This is a genomic window from Roseococcus sp. GW821-FHT12F05, assembly GCF_058806835.1.
The window spans coordinates 60,719-76,532 of the sequence record NZ_JBXAQB010000010.1; the positions used below are offsets into that span (position 1 = coordinate 60,719).

General features: G+C 71.1%; 13 protein-coding genes. 6 read left to right on the forward strand and 7 right to left on the reverse strand.

Translation table 11 applies throughout. The features are described 5' to 3' along the window. Positions 1–2: 2 nt before the first annotated feature. Together AC1ROY_RS22030 and AC1ROY_RS22035 are read left to right on the forward strand one after the other, a co-directional pair. Positions 3–494, forward strand: a complete 492-nt coding sequence (locus AC1ROY_RS22030; protein WP_493151039.1) for a cupredoxin domain-containing protein — start codon at positions 3–5, stop codon at positions 492–494. Between the two features lie 64 nt (positions 495–558). Next, on the forward strand, positions 559–2,709 hold the full coding sequence (locus AC1ROY_RS22035; RefSeq protein WP_493151040.1) for a heavy metal translocating P-type ATPase: 2,151 nt from the start codon (positions 559–561) through the stop codon (positions 2,707–2,709). Positions 2,710–2,742: 33 nt separating this feature from the next. On the opposite strand, the gene AC1ROY_RS22040 is transcribed toward AC1ROY_RS22035, so the two are convergent. The 3 genes from AC1ROY_RS22040 to AC1ROY_RS22050 are packed head-to-tail and all read right to left on the reverse strand — an operon-like array spanning position 2,743 to position 4,873. Beyond that, positions 2,743–3,354: a DUF1989 domain-containing protein gene (locus AC1ROY_RS22040; RefSeq protein WP_493151041.1), complete on the reverse strand. Its 612-nt coding sequence runs from the start codon at positions 3,352–3,354 to the stop codon at positions 2,743–2,745. Continuing rightward, positions 3,354–4,328, reverse strand: a complete 975-nt coding sequence (locus AC1ROY_RS22045) for a Bug family tripartite tricarboxylate transporter substrate binding protein (protein WP_493151042.1) — start codon at positions 4,326–4,328, stop codon at positions 3,354–3,356. Before AC1ROY_RS22045 ends, AC1ROY_RS22040 begins: the two co-directional genes overlap by 1 nt. Positions 4,329–4,384: 56 nt before the next feature. Then, a complete protein-coding gene (locus AC1ROY_RS22050; protein ID WP_493151043.1) occupies positions 4,385–4,873 on the reverse strand; it encodes a CinA family protein in 489 nt (162 codons plus the stop codon). Positions 4,874–4,984: 111 nt separating this feature from the next. On the opposite strand from AC1ROY_RS22050, the gene AC1ROY_RS22055 reads away from it, so the two are divergent. Together AC1ROY_RS22055 and AC1ROY_RS22060 are read left to right on the forward strand one after the other, a co-directional pair. Beyond that, the gene (locus AC1ROY_RS22055) at positions 4,985–5,980 is read left to right on the forward strand and encodes a Gfo/Idh/MocA family protein (RefSeq protein ID WP_493151044.1); all 996 of its coding nucleotides are present in this window, start codon (positions 4,985–4,987) and stop codon (positions 5,978–5,980) included. Beyond that, a complete protein-coding gene (locus AC1ROY_RS22060) occupies positions 5,980–6,939 on the forward strand; it encodes a tripartite tricarboxylate transporter substrate binding protein (protein WP_493151045.1) in 960 nt (319 codons plus the stop codon). The genes AC1ROY_RS22055 and AC1ROY_RS22060 overlap by 1 nt, the downstream gene beginning before the upstream one ends. Here the strand turns inward: AC1ROY_RS22060 and AC1ROY_RS22065 are convergent, their stop codons facing one another. The 4 genes from AC1ROY_RS22065 to AC1ROY_RS22080 form a co-directional block, all read right to left on the reverse strand. After that, complete coding sequence (locus AC1ROY_RS22065) at positions 6,940–9,678, reverse strand: heavy metal translocating P-type ATPase (protein ID WP_493151046.1); 2,739 nt, start codon at positions 9,676–9,678, stop codon at positions 6,940–6,942. 148 nt (positions 9,679–9,826) lie between these two features. Further along, a complete protein-coding gene (locus AC1ROY_RS22070; protein ID WP_493151047.1) occupies positions 9,827–10,831 on the reverse strand; it encodes an aldo/keto reductase in 1,005 nt (334 codons plus the stop codon). Between the two features lie 22 nt (positions 10,832–10,853). Further along, a complete protein-coding gene (locus AC1ROY_RS22075; protein WP_493151048.1) occupies positions 10,854–12,968 on the reverse strand; it encodes a molybdopterin-containing oxidoreductase family protein in 2,115 nt (704 codons plus the stop codon). 37 nt (positions 12,969–13,005) lie between these two features. Then, positions 13,006–14,496: an aldehyde dehydrogenase family protein gene (locus AC1ROY_RS22080; RefSeq protein WP_493151049.1), complete on the reverse strand. Its 1,491-nt coding sequence runs from the start codon at positions 14,494–14,496 to the stop codon at positions 13,006–13,008. A gap of 105 nt (positions 14,497–14,601) precedes the next feature. Here AC1ROY_RS22080 and AC1ROY_RS22085 point away from each other — a divergent pair, with 105 nt between their 5' ends. Together AC1ROY_RS22085 and modA are read left to right on the forward strand one after the other, a co-directional pair. Continuing rightward, positions 14,602–15,114, forward strand: coding sequence for a winged helix-turn-helix domain-containing protein (locus tag AC1ROY_RS22085; RefSeq protein ID WP_493151050.1), 513 nt, complete (start codon positions 14,602–14,604; stop codon positions 15,112–15,114). Continuing rightward, the gene (gene modA, locus AC1ROY_RS22090; RefSeq protein ID WP_493151051.1) at positions 15,006–15,782 is read left to right on the forward strand and encodes a molybdate ABC transporter substrate-binding protein; all 777 of its coding nucleotides are present in this window, start codon (positions 15,006–15,008) and stop codon (positions 15,780–15,782) included. The genes AC1ROY_RS22085 and modA overlap by 109 nt, the downstream gene beginning before the upstream one ends. The last annotated feature ends 32 nt before the right edge of the window (positions 15,783–15,814 follow it).

Genomic DNA, 15,814 nt, shown 5'->3' on the forward strand with positions numbered 1-15,814 from the left:
ACATGCTCGACCGCCGCAGCGGCATCGCCGCCGCCGCCACCGCCGTGGCCCTCGCCGCGGCCGCCCGGCCCGCCCACGCGGCGGGGGATCTGAGCCGGCAGGCGCCCATCGTGGTGACGGTCGAGCTCGGCCGGCCCGACGGGCAGCATGCCTTCGAGCCAAACCGCCTTCGCTTCGAGACGGGCAAGCTCTATCGCCTCGTGCTGCGCAATGTCAGCCGCGACCCCCACTACTTCACCTCCGACGAATTCGCGAACCGCGTCTACACCCGCAAGGCGCAGGTGACGCAGCGCGGCGCCGACGGGCGCGAGGTGACGCTGGCGGAGTTCAAGGGCGCCATTCGCGAGATCGAGGTCTATCCCGGCCATGCCGCCGAATGGTGGCTCGTCCCGGTCGCGACCGGCCGCATCACGGACCTGCGCTGCGGCATCGTCGGCGCCGACGGCAGGACCCATGCGCATCATGGCATGGTGGGCGAGATCGTGATCGAATAGCGCCCGCCCTGATCTCCCGCCCTGGGAGACCCCATCTACAGGGCGGATGATGGAGCGCACTTCGATGGATGGCGACAGGTTGAGCTGGCGCGTGGAGGGCATGGACTGCGCGGGCTGCGTGGCCAGCCTCACCCGCGCGCTGGAGAAGATGCCGGGCATCGCGGACATCGAGGTCAACCTGATGGCGGAGCGGCTGACCGCCTCGCTCTCCACCGCCCGGCCCGAGGAGGTGGAGCGGCAGGTCGCGGCCCTCGGCTTCACCGCGACGCCGCTCACCGCCGCTCCGACGGTGGAGCAGGGTCACATCCATTCGCATCACGACCATGACGACCCGAAGGACGCCGAGAAGCCCTGGTGGGCCACCGGCAAGGCGAAGCTCACCTGGCTGCTGGGCGGGCTGGTGGGCGTGGCCTACCTCCTGTCCCTCATCCTGCCGGAGCGGCTGACGGATTCGCTCTTCCTCGTCGCCACGCTGGTCGCGCTGATCCCCTTCGGCCGGCGCGCCATCGCGCTGGCCCGCATGGGCAGCCCCTTCTCCATCGAGACGCTGATGTGCACGGCCGCAATCGGTGCCGCCATCATCGGCGCGGCGGAGGAGGCGGCGGTGGTCGTGCTGCTCTTCGCGCTGGGCGAGATGCTGGAGAACGTCGCCGCCGGGCGCGCGCGGGCGGGCATCCGCGCGCTGGCCTCGCTCATGCCGCGCACGGCCCTGCGCATGACCGCGGCCGGCGGCACGGAGGAGATTCCGGCCGCGCATCTCAAGGTCGGCGATCTGGTGCTCGCCCGCCCCGGCGACCGGCTGCCCTGCGACGGGGCCATCGAGGAGGGCCGCTCCGCGCTGGACGAGAGCCCCGTCACCGGCGAGAGCGTGCCGGTGACGCGCGGTCCGGGCGAGGTGGTGCGCGCCGGCAGCATCAATGCCGACGGCGCGCTGCGGATCCGCGTGACGCATGCGGCCTCCGACAACACCATCGCGCGCATCATCCGCATGGTGGAGGAGGCCACGGCCTCGCGCGCGCCGACGCAGCGCTTCATCGAGCGTTTTTCCGCGTGGTGGACGCCGGGGGCGATGATCGTGTCGCTGCTGGTGATCCTGGCGACGCCGTTCCTCTTCGGCTGGGACTGGTCCACCAGCCTCTATCGCGGCCTGGCCGTGCTGCTGATCGCCTGTCCCTGCGCCCTGGTGATCTCGGTCCCGGCCGCCATGGCCTCGGGCCTCTCGGCCGGCGCGCGGCGCGGGCTGCTGGTGAAGGGCGGCGCGGCGCTGGAGGTGATCGGCGCCATCCGCCACATCGCCTTCGACAAGACGGGCACGCTGACCGAGGGGCGGCCCCGCGTGACCGACGTGATCCCCGCCGAGGGCCGCTCCGAGAACGAGCTGCTGGCGCTGGCAGCCGGCGTCGAGCAGGGCAGCTCGCATCCGCTGGCCAGGGCCATCCTGGCGGAAGCCGGCCAGCGCGGCCTGAGCGTGCCGCCCGCGCGCGGCTTCTCCGCCACGCCGGGCAAGGCGGTGCAGGCTGTCGTCGCGGGACGCGTGGTGATGATCGGCAGCCCGCGCCACGTGCCGGCCTCCGGTCCGCTCGCCGAGGCGCTGGCGCGGCTGGAGGGCGAGGGAAAGACCGTTTCCGTGGCGCAGATCGGCCAGGATCCGCTCGGCCTGATCGCGCTGCGCGACGAGCCGCGCGCCGATGCGGCCGCCGGCATGGCGGCGCTGACCGCGCTCGGCGTGCGGCCGGTGATGCTGACAGGCGACAATGCCCGCACCGGCGCCGCCATCGGCGCCAGCCTCGGCCTCGAGGTGAAGGCGGAGCTGCTGCCGGAGGACAAGCTGCGCGAGATCGCCGCGCTCAAGGCGCAGGGCCCGGTGGCGATGGTGGGCGACGGCATCAACGACGCGCCCGCTCTCGCGGCGGCCTCGGTCGGCATCGCCATGGGTGGCGGCACGGATGTCGCGCTAGAGACGGCCGATGCGGCCGTGCTGCGCGACCGCGTGACGGGCGTGGCGGAGCTCGTCGCGCTCTCGCGCGCCACCATGGCGAATGTGAAGCAGAACGTGGCCGTCGCGGTGGGGCTGAAGGGCGTGTTCCTGGTCACCACCCTGGCCGGCGTCACAGGGCTCTGGCCGGCGATCCTGGCGGATACGGGCGCCACGGTGCTGGTGACGCTGAACGCGCTCCGCCTGCTGCGGTGGTCGCCGGATGCGCCGCGAGGCTGATTCGCGCTTCAGGCCGCAGAGGGCCTGAAGCGATCAGGCCCGATCGATGATCTCGAAATGCGCTTCGGTGGGTTTTCCCGAGGTGCCGTTGATCGGCAGGATGTCCTGCGGGCAGGCCGACATCGCGACGATGCAGTCGAGTTCCGCGCGCAGGGTCACGTAGTCGCCCGGCTTGGTCGTCGGCGGCTCGAAGGAGAGCCCGCCCGACGGCGTCCAGGGGATGTTCATGAAGAGGTTGAGCGGGCTCGGGCATTCCGGCGGAGTCAGGCCCAGCGCCTGCATCGCGGCGAAGAGATTGTCGGTGCAGTTGTCGTGGTACTCGCGCACGCCGAGCAGGATGTAGCGCTCGCTGTCGCAGGCGGCGATCAGCGTGTCGTGATCGCCCTTCGAGCTGTCCTCCACCATCGTCAGGATCCTGCGGCGGCGGTTGGTGTAGAGCCCGTCGCCGACGCGCGGGATCAGCTTGGTCAGCGTGGCGCGCGTGTGCTCCATGGACAGGAACTCGGTGAGCATCCCCGTCGTGAAGGCCCCCTCCACGAAGGCCCAGGTGTCCACCACCTGCTCGCCATGCGTGTTGACGATGCGGATGGACTGACCGGCCTTCAGATGCGTCGCCTTGCCGCGGCGGGCGGGGATGGTCTGCATCAGTCGACGCTGATGTTCGCGCTGCGCACGACCTCGCGCCAGCGCGCCAGGTCACCCACGATGGTGGATTGAAGCGCCGCGCCATCCGTGGCTTCCACGGCGAAGCCCGTCGCCGCCAGCCGCTGGGCGATCTGCGGGTCGCGAAGCGCGGTCCGAAGCGCCTCCTGCACGCGCAGTTGCAGCGCCGGTGCCATCCCGCGCGGGCCGACGATGCCGTGCCAGCTTCCGGTGGTGTAGTCGGACATGCCGGCTTCCAGGAAGGTGGGCACGTTGGGCAGCAGCGGATGCCGCTGCGTGCCGCCGACGGCGATGGCGCGCAGCCGCCCGCCTGCCACATGCGGCGCCACGGTCGCGATGTTCAGCAGCGAGAGTTGCAAGGTGCCCGAAACGAGATCGGTCACTGCCGCGCCGCCGCCGGGATAGGGGATATGCGTCGGCGTGGTGCCGGTCAGCAGCTTGAACAGCTCCATGCCCAGCTGCTCGGAGGAACCGATGCCCGAGGAGCCGAAGGAGGCCGTGCCGGGATTGGCCTTCAGCCAGGCCACCAGCTCCGTCACGTTCGTGGCGGGGATGCTTGGGTTCACCACCATCAGGTTGGGCGCGCTGATGGCGAGCGTCAGCGGCGTGAAGTCCGTCGTCGGATCATAGGGCAGCCGCGCGTTGATCGCCGGTGTCACCGTCATGATGCCGCTCGCCGCGATGAAGAGCGTGTGCCCGTCCGCCGGCTGGCGCGTCACGTACTGCACGGCGACGACGCCATTGCCGCCGGTCCGGTTCTCCACCAGCACGGACTGGCCGATCGCCGCCTGGAGCGGGCCGGCCAGCGCGCGGGCCAGCAGGTCGGACGGGCCGCCGGGGACGTAGGGCACGACGATCGAGACCGGGCGCGTGGGCCAGGCGGGCTGCGCGATTGCACTGGATGCACCCAGCACGATGGAAATCAGGGCAGCGAAAAACAGTCGGGCGCGCGTCATGCCGGCGAAAATCCTCTGGTGCGTGAAGTCACCAGGGCGCCATGCAAGCGATGTGCCTATCCCGCGGCGTCCATGCCCTCGCCGAGCAGGTTCATGGCCGCGGCCGCGAAGTCGAGCATGTTCTCCCATCGGTCGGACATGCCGGTCTCCAGCGTGCGCACCATCTCCACCGGGCCAGAGATGGCGAGGCAGCTGTGCCCCGCCGCGTCGCCGTAGCGGTTGCCCGTAGGGCCGGCCGCGCCGGTCTCGGCGAGGCCCCAGGTCGCGCCCAGCCGCTCGCGCAGGCGGCGCGCGAGCAGCATGGCGTAGGGCTCGCTGGAGGAGCGCATGCCCTCCATGTCCTCGGGCGTGATGCCGACGAGGCCGAGCCGCGCGGGCCCGGTGTAGGTCACGGCGCCACCGAGGAAATAGGCCGAGGCGCCGGCCTGCGCGAGCAGCGCGGCCGAGATCAGCCCGCCCGCGGAGGATTCCGAGACGGCGACCGTCTCCTTGCGTTGGCGCAGGCGCTCGCCCAGCGGCGCGGCCATCATCAGCAGCTTTTCCATGCGATCTCGCTCCTCTTCGGCGTGAGTGTGCGGCGCGACGGGGCGTCGGGCAATTGGCAGCGCCGCCGCGGCACACCTATGCTCGCTCCGGACATCGGGGGTGATCGGGGGATGGTGAAGTCGTTGCGCTGGGGGCTCGTCGGGCTGGGCTCGCTGGCGGCGAACGGGATCATGCCGGCGCTGGGGCGCGCGCAGCATGCGGTGGTGACCGCGGGCGCCACGCGCGATCCGGAGAAGGGCCGCGCCTTCGGTGAACACCATGGAATCCCCCGCATCTACGGGGATTATAAGGAGCTCGTGCGCGCGCCGGACGTGGACACGGTCTTCGTCATGACGCCGAACGACAGGCACCTCGACGTGGTGCTGGAAGCCGCCGCCGCCGGCAAGCACGTGCTCTGCGAGAAGCCGCTGGCGATGACCGAGGCCGACGCGCTCGCGATGATCGCGGCCTGCGAGACGGCCGGCGTGATGCTGCGCCTCGGCCTGCACCTGCGCTTCGAGAATTTTTTGTCGCGCGTGGGCGAGGTGCTGCGGTCGGGTGAGATCGGCACGGTCCGGGCGCTGTCCATCGAGCGCGCGGCGCCGCTGTCGGAACGCGCACCCTGGCGCGAGGATCCGGCCCAGGGCGGTGGGATCCTCTACGACGTGGGCCTGCATCTGCTGGACCTGGTGCCGCGGCTGCTCGGCCAGGGCTATGCCAGCGTCTCCGGCCTCGCCTATCCGCCGCCGGGCAGCGGCCAGGGCGCCGACACCATCACGCTGCTGCTGCGCACCGAGGGTGGCGCACAGGTCAGCCTGCGCGCCTCGCGCGAGGCGCCCTTCTCGGGCAGCGATCTCGTGGTGATCGGCACGGCCGGCATGCTGCGCACCGGGCCGCTCCGCTGGGTCGAGGAATTCAGCCTCACCGTCACCAATGCCCAGGGCAAGCGGGAGGAGCGCGTCGCGGCCTGCGACCTCTACCGCGACGAGCTGGATGGCTTCGCCATGGACCTCGCCGATGGTGGCACGCGCCTCGGCACGGGCGCGGACGGGCTGCGGCTGGTGCGTCTCGCTGAAATCATCGAGCAGTCCCTGCAGGAAGGCCGGACCCTGCCGGTGACGATCTGATGGACCGCCGCGCGCTGCTCGGCCTCGCCGTTACCCTGCCCTTCCCCGCGAGGGCACAGGAGGCCGGCTGGCCGCGCCGGCCGCTGCGGCTGATCGTGCCCTATTCGCCCGGCGGCTCGACCGACACGGTGGCGCGGCTCGTCGCGGAGCGGCTGTCGCGTGGATTGGGGCAGTCCGTGGTGGCGGAGAACCGGCCCGGCCTCGCCGGCACCATCGGCGTGGACGCCGTCGCGAAATCGCCGCCGGATGGCTATGCGCTGGTCGTCGGCACGACCAACCAGGCGATCAACGAGACGCTGCAGCCGCGACGGCCCTTCCGGCTGATGACGGATCTCGCGCCCGTCGCGATGCTCGACAGCTTTCCCTTCGCGCTGGTGGTGGCGAACAACCTGCCGGTGCACTCGCTGGCCGAGCTCATCGCCCATGCGAAGGCGAATCCCGGCATGCTGAACTACGCCTCCTCCGGGCCGGGCGCGGCGCTGCACCTGACGATGGAGCGGCTGGCCGCGCAGGCGGGCATCCGCATGCAGCACGTGCCCTACCGCAACTACGCGGAGGCGCGGACCGCGCTGGTCGCGGGCCAGATCCAGCTCCTCTTCGACGCCGTCTTCACGCTGGCGCCGCTGATCCGCGCGAGCCAGATTCGCGGCCTCGCCACGACCGGGCTGCAGCGCGCCGCCCTGCTGCCGGAGCTGCCCACCCTCGCCGACACCTTTCCGGGCTTCGAGGCGGGGCTGTGGAACGGTCTCTTCGCGCCGGCCGGCACGCCGGCGGCGATCGTCGAACGCCTCAATGCCGAGGTGAACCGCATCCTCGGCGAGCCCGAGATGGTCGCGGCGCATGAGCGGCTGGGCGCGGTGGGAATGCCCATGTCGTCAGCGCAGTTCCGCACCTTCCTGGATGCCGAGATCCGCAGCTATGCCGAGGTGGTGCGGATCACCGGCGTCCAGCCGGAGTAGTCAGTCGATCCTCGCTGCGCGCAGCCGCAGCGCGTTGCCCACCACGCTCACCGAGGAGAGCGCCATCGCCGCCGCCGCGATGACCGGCGAGAGCAGCAGGCCGAAGATCGGGTAGAGCACGCCGGCCGCGATCGGCACGCCGGCCGCGTTGTAGATGAAGGCGAAGAACAGGTTCTGGCGGATGTTCCGCATCACCGCCCGGGAGAGCCGCCGCGCGCGCAGGATGCCCGCGAGGTCGCCGCCCAGCAGGGTGATGCCGGCGCTCTCGATGGCCACGTCGGTGCCGGTGCCCATGGCGATGCCGATCTCGGCCGCGGCCAGGGCGGGCGCGTCGTTCACGCCGTCGCCGGCCATGGCGACGTGGCGGCCTTCGCTCTTCAGTTTCTCGACGATGCGCTGCTTGTCCTCGGGCAGTACCTCGGCCTCGACCTCGGTGATGCCCAGGCGCTTCGCCACGGCCTCGGCGGTGGCGCGGCTGTCGCCGGTCAGCATCACCACATCAACGCCCTCGGCCGCGAGGCCGGCCAGCGCCCCGGCGGCGCTCTCCTTCACGGGATCGGCGACGGCGATGAGGCCGGCCGCCTTCCCGTCCGCCGCCACGAAGAAGACGGTGGAGCCCTCGCCGCGCAGCCGCTCCGCCTCGGCGGCGATGCCGGCGACATCGATGCCCTGCTCCTGCATCAGCCGCGCATTGCCGATGGCGAGCGCGCGGCCCTCCACCCGGCCCAGCACGCCGCGGCCGGTCGGTGCGTCGAAGCCCTCCACGGCCGGGATGGCGAAGCCGCGCGCCTGCGCGGCGCGCACCACGGCCTCGGCCAGCGGATGCTGGCTCGGCCGCTCCAGACCGGCGGCGAGGCGGAGCATCTCCGCCTCGTCCAGGCCGGAGGGGACCAGCGCCACCACCTCGGGCCGCCCCTGGGTGAGCGTGCCGGTCTTGTCCACGACCAATGTGTCGATGCGCTCCATGCGCTCCAGCGCCTCGGCGTCGCGGATCAGCACGCCGGCCTGCGCGCCGCGGCCCACGCCGACCATGATCGACATCGGCGTGGCGAGGCCGAGCGCGCAGGGGCAGGCGATGATGAGCACCGCCACCGCCGCCACCAGGCCATAGGCGAGCCGCGGCTCCGGCCCCCAGACGGCCCAGGCGGCGAAGGCCAGGAGCGCCACGGCGATGACGGCCGGCACGAACCACCCCGCCACCTGGTCGGCGAGGCGCTGGATCGGCGCGCGGGAGCGCTGGGCGGAGGCGACCATGCGCACGATCTGCGCCAGCACCGTGTCCTGCCCGACACGATCCGCGCGCATCACGAAGGAGCCCTGCCCGTTCAGCGTACCGCCGATGACGCGCGCCCCGACCGCCTTGGCCACCGGCACGGATTCGCCGGTGACGAGGCTTTCGTCGAGGTAGGAGCTGCCTTCCAGCACCTCACCGTCGAGCGGCACCTTGTCGCCGGGACGGACGCGGAGGTGGTCGCCGACCTGGACCTCGGCCAGCGGAATCTCGATCTCCGATCCATCGGCCGCGACGCGGCGTGCCAGGGCGGGCGCGAGGTCCAGCAGCGCGCGGATGGCGCCGCCGGTGCGCTCGCGGGCACGGAGCTCCAGCAGCTGGCCTACCAGCACCAGGACGGTGATGACCGCGGCCGCCTCGAAATAGACCGCGACCGAGCCGTCATGCGCGCGGAAGGCCGGCGGGAAGATGCCGGGCACGACCGTCGCGACGATGCTGTAGATCCAGGCGACGCCGGTGCCGAGCGCGATCAGCGTGAACATGTTGAGGTTGCGGGTGACAAGGCTCTTCCAGCCACGCTCGAAGAAGGGCCATCCCGCCCAGAGCACGACGGGCGTGGCCAGGACGAGCTGGACCCAGTTGCTCGTATGCGGCGCGAGGAGGTGGATGCCCGCCAGATGCCCGCCCATCTCCAGCGCGAAGACCGGCAGTGTGAGGACGAGGCCGATCCAGAAGCGGCGCGTGAAGTCCACGAGCTCCGGGTTCGGCCCGGTCTCGGCCGAGGGCATCTCGGGCTCCAGCGCCATGCCGCAGATGGGGCAGCTTCCCGGGCCGACCTGACGGATCTCGGGATGCATGGGACAGGTGTAGATGGCGCCGGGGACGACCGGCTCGGCCTTCAGTTGCGGCTTGGCGTGCAGGTAGCGGCCGGGATCGGCCACGAATTTGGTCCGGCAGCCCGCGCTGCAGAAATGGTATCCGGTGCCGGCATGCTCCGCGTGATGCAGGGTCTTCGCCGGGTCCACATCCATGCCGCAGACCGGGTCCTTCACCGTCGCCGCCTCGGCGTGATGGTGGTGGCCCTCGTGGCCGCCATGGCAGCAGGAGGCGCCAGCCGGCTCGGCCTTCTTCACGTAGCGCTTGGGGTCGGCGAGGAATTTCTCCCGGCAGCCGGCGCTGCAGAAATGGTAGGTCGTGCCTGCGTGCTCGGCATGGTGCGCCGTCGTCGCGGGGTCCACCGTCATGCCGCAGACCGGGTCGATCGCCGTCGCTGCCCCGGCCTGGTGATGATCGGCAGCCTCGCAGGAGAAGGGCCCCGCCTTCTTCGCGTAGCGCTCGGGATCGGCCACGAACATGGTGCGGCAGCCGGCGCGGCAGAAGTGGTAGGTCTGGCCGGCATGCCCGGCGTGGTGCTCGGTCTTCGCCGGGTCTATCACCTTGCCGCAGACCGGGTCGATCGCGGTCCTGGGCGCGGCCCCGTGATCGCGTCCGCAGCTGCATTCGGTCATCTCGCCGCTCCTCGTCGTCCGTCGGGGGTGGAGATGGGGCTTGCCCTTATGGGAAGGTCAAGGGTGGAGGCCGCTCGAAATTCCGGCGCCTTCCGAGCGCGAAAAATCCCTCGCGCCCCCTCAGCCGCCGGAATTCCCGAGCAACCTCTCAGAGCTGCACCCGCGCCATGCTGCTCGCGGGGTAGCGCGTGCCCGAGGCGGCGCCGGGCGGGAGGGCGGCGGACAGGGACGCCACCTCGTCCGGGGTCAGGCTGACATCCAGCGCGCCCAGGTTCTCGTCCAGCCGCGCCGGCTTGCGCGTGCCGGGGATGGTCACGAGGTCCTCGCCCTGCGCCAGCAGCCAGGCGAGCGCGACCTGCGCGGGCGTGCAGCCCTTGCGCCCGGCCAGTTCCTCGATCGGGGCCACCAGCGTGCGGTTGGCGGAAAAGTTCTCGGGCTTGAAGCGGGGATGGGCGGCACGGCGGCCGTCCACCTGCTCCTGGGTCTTGATGGTGCCGGTCAGAAAGCCGCGGCCGAGCGGCGAATAGGCGACGTAGCTGATGCCGAGCGCGCGCGTGGTCTTCAGCGTCTCCTCCGCCTCGACGCGGTACATGATGGAGTATTCCGTCTGCACCGCGGTGATCGGGTGCACGGCATGGGCGCGGCGGATGGTCTCCGGCGCGGCCTCCGAAAGCCCGAGGTAGCGAACCTTGCCCTGCTTCACGAGATCAGCCATGGCGCCCACGGTCTCCTCGATCGGCACGTCCGCGTCGACGCGGTGCTGGTAGTAGAGGTCGATCACCTCCACGCCGAGGCGCTTCAGGCTGTCCTCGCAGGATTGCAGCACGTATTCGGGCCGGCCATTCGCGCCGTTGGGGCCGCCGGGCTCGGTGGGCCTGGTCTGGCCGAACTTCGTCGCGAGCACGATCTTCTCGCGCCAGCCGCCCTTCAGCGCCTCGCCCAGCACCTTCTCGTTGTGGCCCCAGCCGTACATGTCGGAGCTGTCGAGATGGTTCACGCCGCGCTCGATGGCGTGGTGGATGAGCTTCACCGATTCCGCATCGTCGGCGTCGCCATAGACGCCGGAGAGCGACATGCAGCCGAGGCCGATGGGCAGGACCGTGAGATCGCTCGCGCCCAACCGGCGCTGCGCATGCTGGATCATGGCGGACATGGACTTCTCTCCGTGACGAAAGCTATTCGGCCGCGAGGGCGGGCGTATTTTCCATTTGCGCGGCGATCGCGCGCATCCAGACGGCAGTGTCGTGGAAGACCGCGCCTCCGGCAGGTGGAGCGGGATCGTCGCTCGTCAACGCGTTGATGCCCATGCCGCCCTCGAAATCGGCATTGGGCCAGACGCTTTCCACGACGATGACGCCGGGCTGCAGCCCGTCGAAGAGCTTCGCGTGCACGATCACCTCGCCGCGGCCGTTGCCGAGGCGCACGCGGCCGCCATCCTCGACGCCGAGACGGCCGGCATCGTCGGGATGGACGAGCGCGGTGGGCCGGCCCTCGCGCTTCCGCGAGGTCATGGTCTCGGTGAAGCTCGTGTTGAGGAACTGGCGCGCCGGCGCCGTCACCATGCGGAAGGGATGCGCGGCATTGGCCTCGTCGATGGCGGCCATGTGGTCGGGCCATTTCGGCATGGGGGCATGATCGGGGCCGATGGCGGCCCAATCGGGGGCGAAGTGGAAGCGCTTGTCCTTATGGCCGAAGCCGTCGAGGAAGTGGCTTGCCGCGTAGTCCGGCTGCGCGTCCACCCAGCGTCCCGCCAGCACCTCCTCGGCACCGGGCCAGCCGGAGGCGCGCAGCGTGGCGTCGATCACCTCCATCGCGCTCATGCCGAAGCCGGGATGCGCGCCGCCCATGCGCCGCGCCAGGGCCGCCGTGACGTCGTGGTTGGACATGCACTCGCCCGGCGCCTCGATGAGCTTCGGGCCGATCTGGATGTGGCTGTGGCCGCCGGCCTGGTAGAGATCGTCGTGCTCGAGGAACATCGTCGCGGGCAGCACGATGTCGGCCATGCGGGCCGTCTCGGTCATGAACTGCTCGTGGACGCAGACGAAGAGATCGTCGCGCAGAAAGCCGCGGCGCACGCGGTTGCTGTCGGGCGCGACGGTCACCGGATTCACGTTCTGGGTGAAGAGGGCGTGGACCTGCGGCCCGTCGCCGAGCTCCTTGCGGTCGCCGGTCAGCACGGCGCCGATGCGGGACATGTCCATCTCGCGGATCGTGGTGTCCTTGCGGTCCAGCCCTTCGATGAGCGTCTTGTTCCAGTGGTAGATGCCGCGGTTGTTCCAGAAGGCGCCGGCACCCTCGTGCCGCCACTTGCCCGTGACCGTCGGCAGGCAGGTCACGGCATGCAGGCAGGCCGCGCCGTTGCGCGAGCGGGAGAAGCCGTAGCCGCAGCGGATATAGGCGCGCTCGGTCGTGCCGTATTCGCGGGCGAAGGCCTCGATGGATTCGACGGAAAGCCCGGTGATCGCGGATGCCCATTCCGGGCCGCGCTCGGCGAGATGCGCCTCCAGCCCCGGATCGGCGTCGGAGAACCGCGCCATGTAGTCGCGGTCCGCGAAGCCGTCGCGGAAGGCGACGTGCATCACCGCGCAGGCCAGGGCGCCGTCGGTGCCCGGGCGCACGGGCAGGTGCAGGTCGGCGGCCTGGGCGGTGCCGGTGCGGTAGGGGTCGACGACAATCAGTCGCGCGCCGCGCTCCTTCCGGGCGCGAGTGATGTGCGTCATCACGTTCACCTGCGTCGCGACGGGATTGCCGCCCCACATGACGATGAGGTCGGACTTCGCCATCTCGCGCGGATCGGGGCCCGTGAATTTCCCGACGCCCGCCATCCAGCCGGATTCGCAGATCGTGCTGCAGATGGTGCTGCGCTGGCGCGAGTAGCGCATCACGTGGCGCAGCCGGTTGATGCCGTCGCGCTGCACGAGGCCCATGGTGCCGGCGAAGTAGTAGGGCCAGACCGCCTCAGGCCCGTGCTTCGCCGCGACATCCATCAGGCGCTCGGCGACGCGGTCCAGCGCCTCCTCCATGCCGATCTCGCGGAACTGGCCGGAGCCCTTCGGCCCCGTGCGCAGCAGCGCTGTCGTCACGCGGTCGGGATGGTGCACGCGCTCCGAATAGCGCGCGACCTTCGCGCAGATCACGCCGGCCGTGTAGTTGTTCGCCGCGGCGCCGCGCACTGCGCCGATGCGCTGCGCGCCGGGCATCACCTCGACCTCCAGCGCGCAGGTCGAGGGGCAGTCGTGCGGGCAGACGGAGCTGTGGAAGACGCCCCGTCCTTCGGTCTTGAGACTCATGCGGGCACCCTGGTCATGCGCCCGCAACACTGCCCCGTCAGCCGGTCTTGATCCAGACCGACTTGACGTTCAGGTACTCCTCGACGTGCTGCTTGCCGCTTTCGCGGCCATAGCCGCTCATCTTGTAGCCACCGAAGGGCACGGCCGGGTCCATCGCCTGGTAGCAGTTGATCCAGACCGAGCCCGCGCGGATCGCCTTGGCCAGCTTGTGGGCCTTGCTCACGTCGCGCGTCCAGAGGCCGCTGCCCAGGCCGAAGCCCGTGCGGTTGGCGCGGCCGATGACCTCCTCGATGTCGTCGAAGGGGATGGCGGAGATAACCGGGCCGAAGATCTCCTCCTGGGCGATGCGCATCTCGTCCTTCACGTCGGCGAAGACGGTGGGCGGCACGAAGAAGCCCTTGGACAACGCGCCCTCGGTGAGCCGCTCGCCGCCGGAGAGCGGCCGCGCGCCCTCCTGCCGGCCGATGGAGAGGTAGCCCGTGACGCGCTCGAGCTGCTCGACCGAGACCAGGGGGCCGACCTGCACCTCGGGGTCGCGCCCGTCGCCCACCTTCAGGGATTTCCCGAAGTCGGCGACGCGTTGGGAGAACTCCTCGTAGATCTTCCGCTCGACGAAAAGCCGCGTGCCGGCGCTGCAGATCTGGCCGGAATTGGCGAAGACCGCCATGGCCGCGCCCGGCACCGCCGCGTCGAGATCGGCGTCGGCGAAGACCACGTCCGGCGACTTGCCGCCGAGCTCCAGCGAGACGCGCTTCAGGTTGCCGGCCGAGGCCTGGATGATCTTCTGGCCCGTCAGATGCGATCCCGTGAAGGCCACCTTGTCCACGTCGCGATGCGCGGCGAGCGCGGCGCCCGCCGTCTCGCCGAAGCCTGGCACCACGTTCACCACGCCCGGCGGCACGCCCGCCTCCAGGCAGAGCTCGGCCAGGCGCAGCGGGGTGAGCGGCGCTTCCTCGGCCGGCTTCAGCACCACGGTGCAGCCGGTGGCGAGCGCGGGGCCGATCTTCCAGATCGTGGCCGTCAGCGGGCCGTTCCAGGGGATGATGGCGCCGACCACGCCCACCGGCTCCTTCAGCGTGAAGGAGTGGATCTCGCCGGGCAGCGAGTTCTCGATGGTCTCGCCGTGGATCGAGGTCGCCTGCCCCGCATAGTAGCGCAGCATGCCCACGGCGCGGAGGCGGCTGCCGCGCGTGCGGCTCATCGGCGCGCCCATGTCGAGCGTGTCCAGATCGGCCAGTTCCTCGAAATGCTTGTCGACGAGATCGGCGAGCTTGAGCAGGAGGTTCTGGCGCTCGAAGGGCTTCGCCTTCGACCAGGGGCCCTCGAAGGCGCGGCGGGCGGCCCCGACGGCGAGGTCGATATCCTCGCTGTCGCCCTCGGCGACGGTGGCCAGGACCTCGCCGGTGGCGGGGTTGAAGGTCTCGAAGGTCTTGCCGGAGGCGGCCTCCAGCCACTTCCCGTCGATCAGCATGCGCTTGAGTTTGCCGTCCAGGAATGGGTGGCGGGTCACGGGGACATCGACGGTCATGCTTGATCCTCCATCGTTATATTTTCCTGTTTATAGCGCAGCAGGCCCGGTCCGTCCATCCACGGCGAGGCTGACAGCGGCGCTCAGCTGGGCTTCAATGCTTTCGTGTCCGATCCCTCTGCCCTGCCCGTGCGCGTAAGCATCCGTCTCGACCTTGCCTCCGGCGGCAAGATCGGTCCTGGGAAGATCGCGCTGCTGGAAGCCATCGCCGAGACCGGCTCCATCGCCGCCGCGTCGCGGGCGCTCGGCATGTCTTATCCGCGGGCCTGGGGGCTGGTGTCGGCACTGGATGCGGCCATCGGCGCGTCGGTGGTGAGCCGGGCGCCCGGCGGGCAGAAGGGCGGCGGGGCCGCGCTCACCGCCACGGGGCGGGCCCTGATCGCGCGCTACCGGGAGGTCGAGGCGGCGGCGCAGCGCGAGGCGGGGCCGCCCCCCAGCCTGGCGACCATTTGCTCGCTATTGCCAAGCAACTATAACGAAGCGGACGTCACGCCATCGGAGGACTCCGCATGCAACGCCGCTTTCTCGCCGCCCTCGCACTCCTCGGCCTGCTCGCCGCGCCCGCCGTCCCCCGTGCGCAGGAGGCGCCGCTCACCATCTTCGCGGCCGCCAGCCTGACGGACGCCATGCGCGCCGTCGCGCAGGAGTGGCAGAACCGCGGCCATCCCGCCCCGCGCATGTCCTTCGCCGCCTCCTCCGCGCTCGCCCGGCAGATCGAGCAGGGCGCGCCGGCCGATCTCTTCATGAGCGCGGACGAGCCCTGGATGGACTACCTCCAGGAACGGAACCTCATCGTGAACGCGACCCGCGTGAGCCCGATCGGCAATGCGCTGGTGCTGGTGGCGCCGGCCAATGCCGCGCAACCCCTGACGCTGGCGCGCGACACGAACCTGGTCGCGCTGCTCGGCCCCAACGGCCGCCTCGCGACGGGCGATCCCGCGCATGTGCCTGTGGGCCGCTACGCCCAGGCCGCGCTGACCTGGATGGGCCAGTGGGACGCGATCTCCCCGCGCCTCGCCCGCGCCGACAGCGTCCGCTCCGCCCTGCTGCTGGTGGAGCGCGGCGAGGCGCCCTACGGCATCGTCTATGCGACGGACGCGGCGATCAGCCAGGGCGTGCGCGTGGTCGGCACCTTCCCGGCCGAGAGCCACACGCCCGTCACCTATCCCTTCGCGCTGACGCGCCGCGCCGAGGGCAATGCCCAGGCCCGCGCGATGCTCGCCCTCCTGACCGGCCCCGAGGCGGTGCCGGTCTGGCAGCGCTTCGGCTTCAGCCTGGCGCGCTGACGCGGCCGTCTCGGCGCGTGATCCGGACCTTC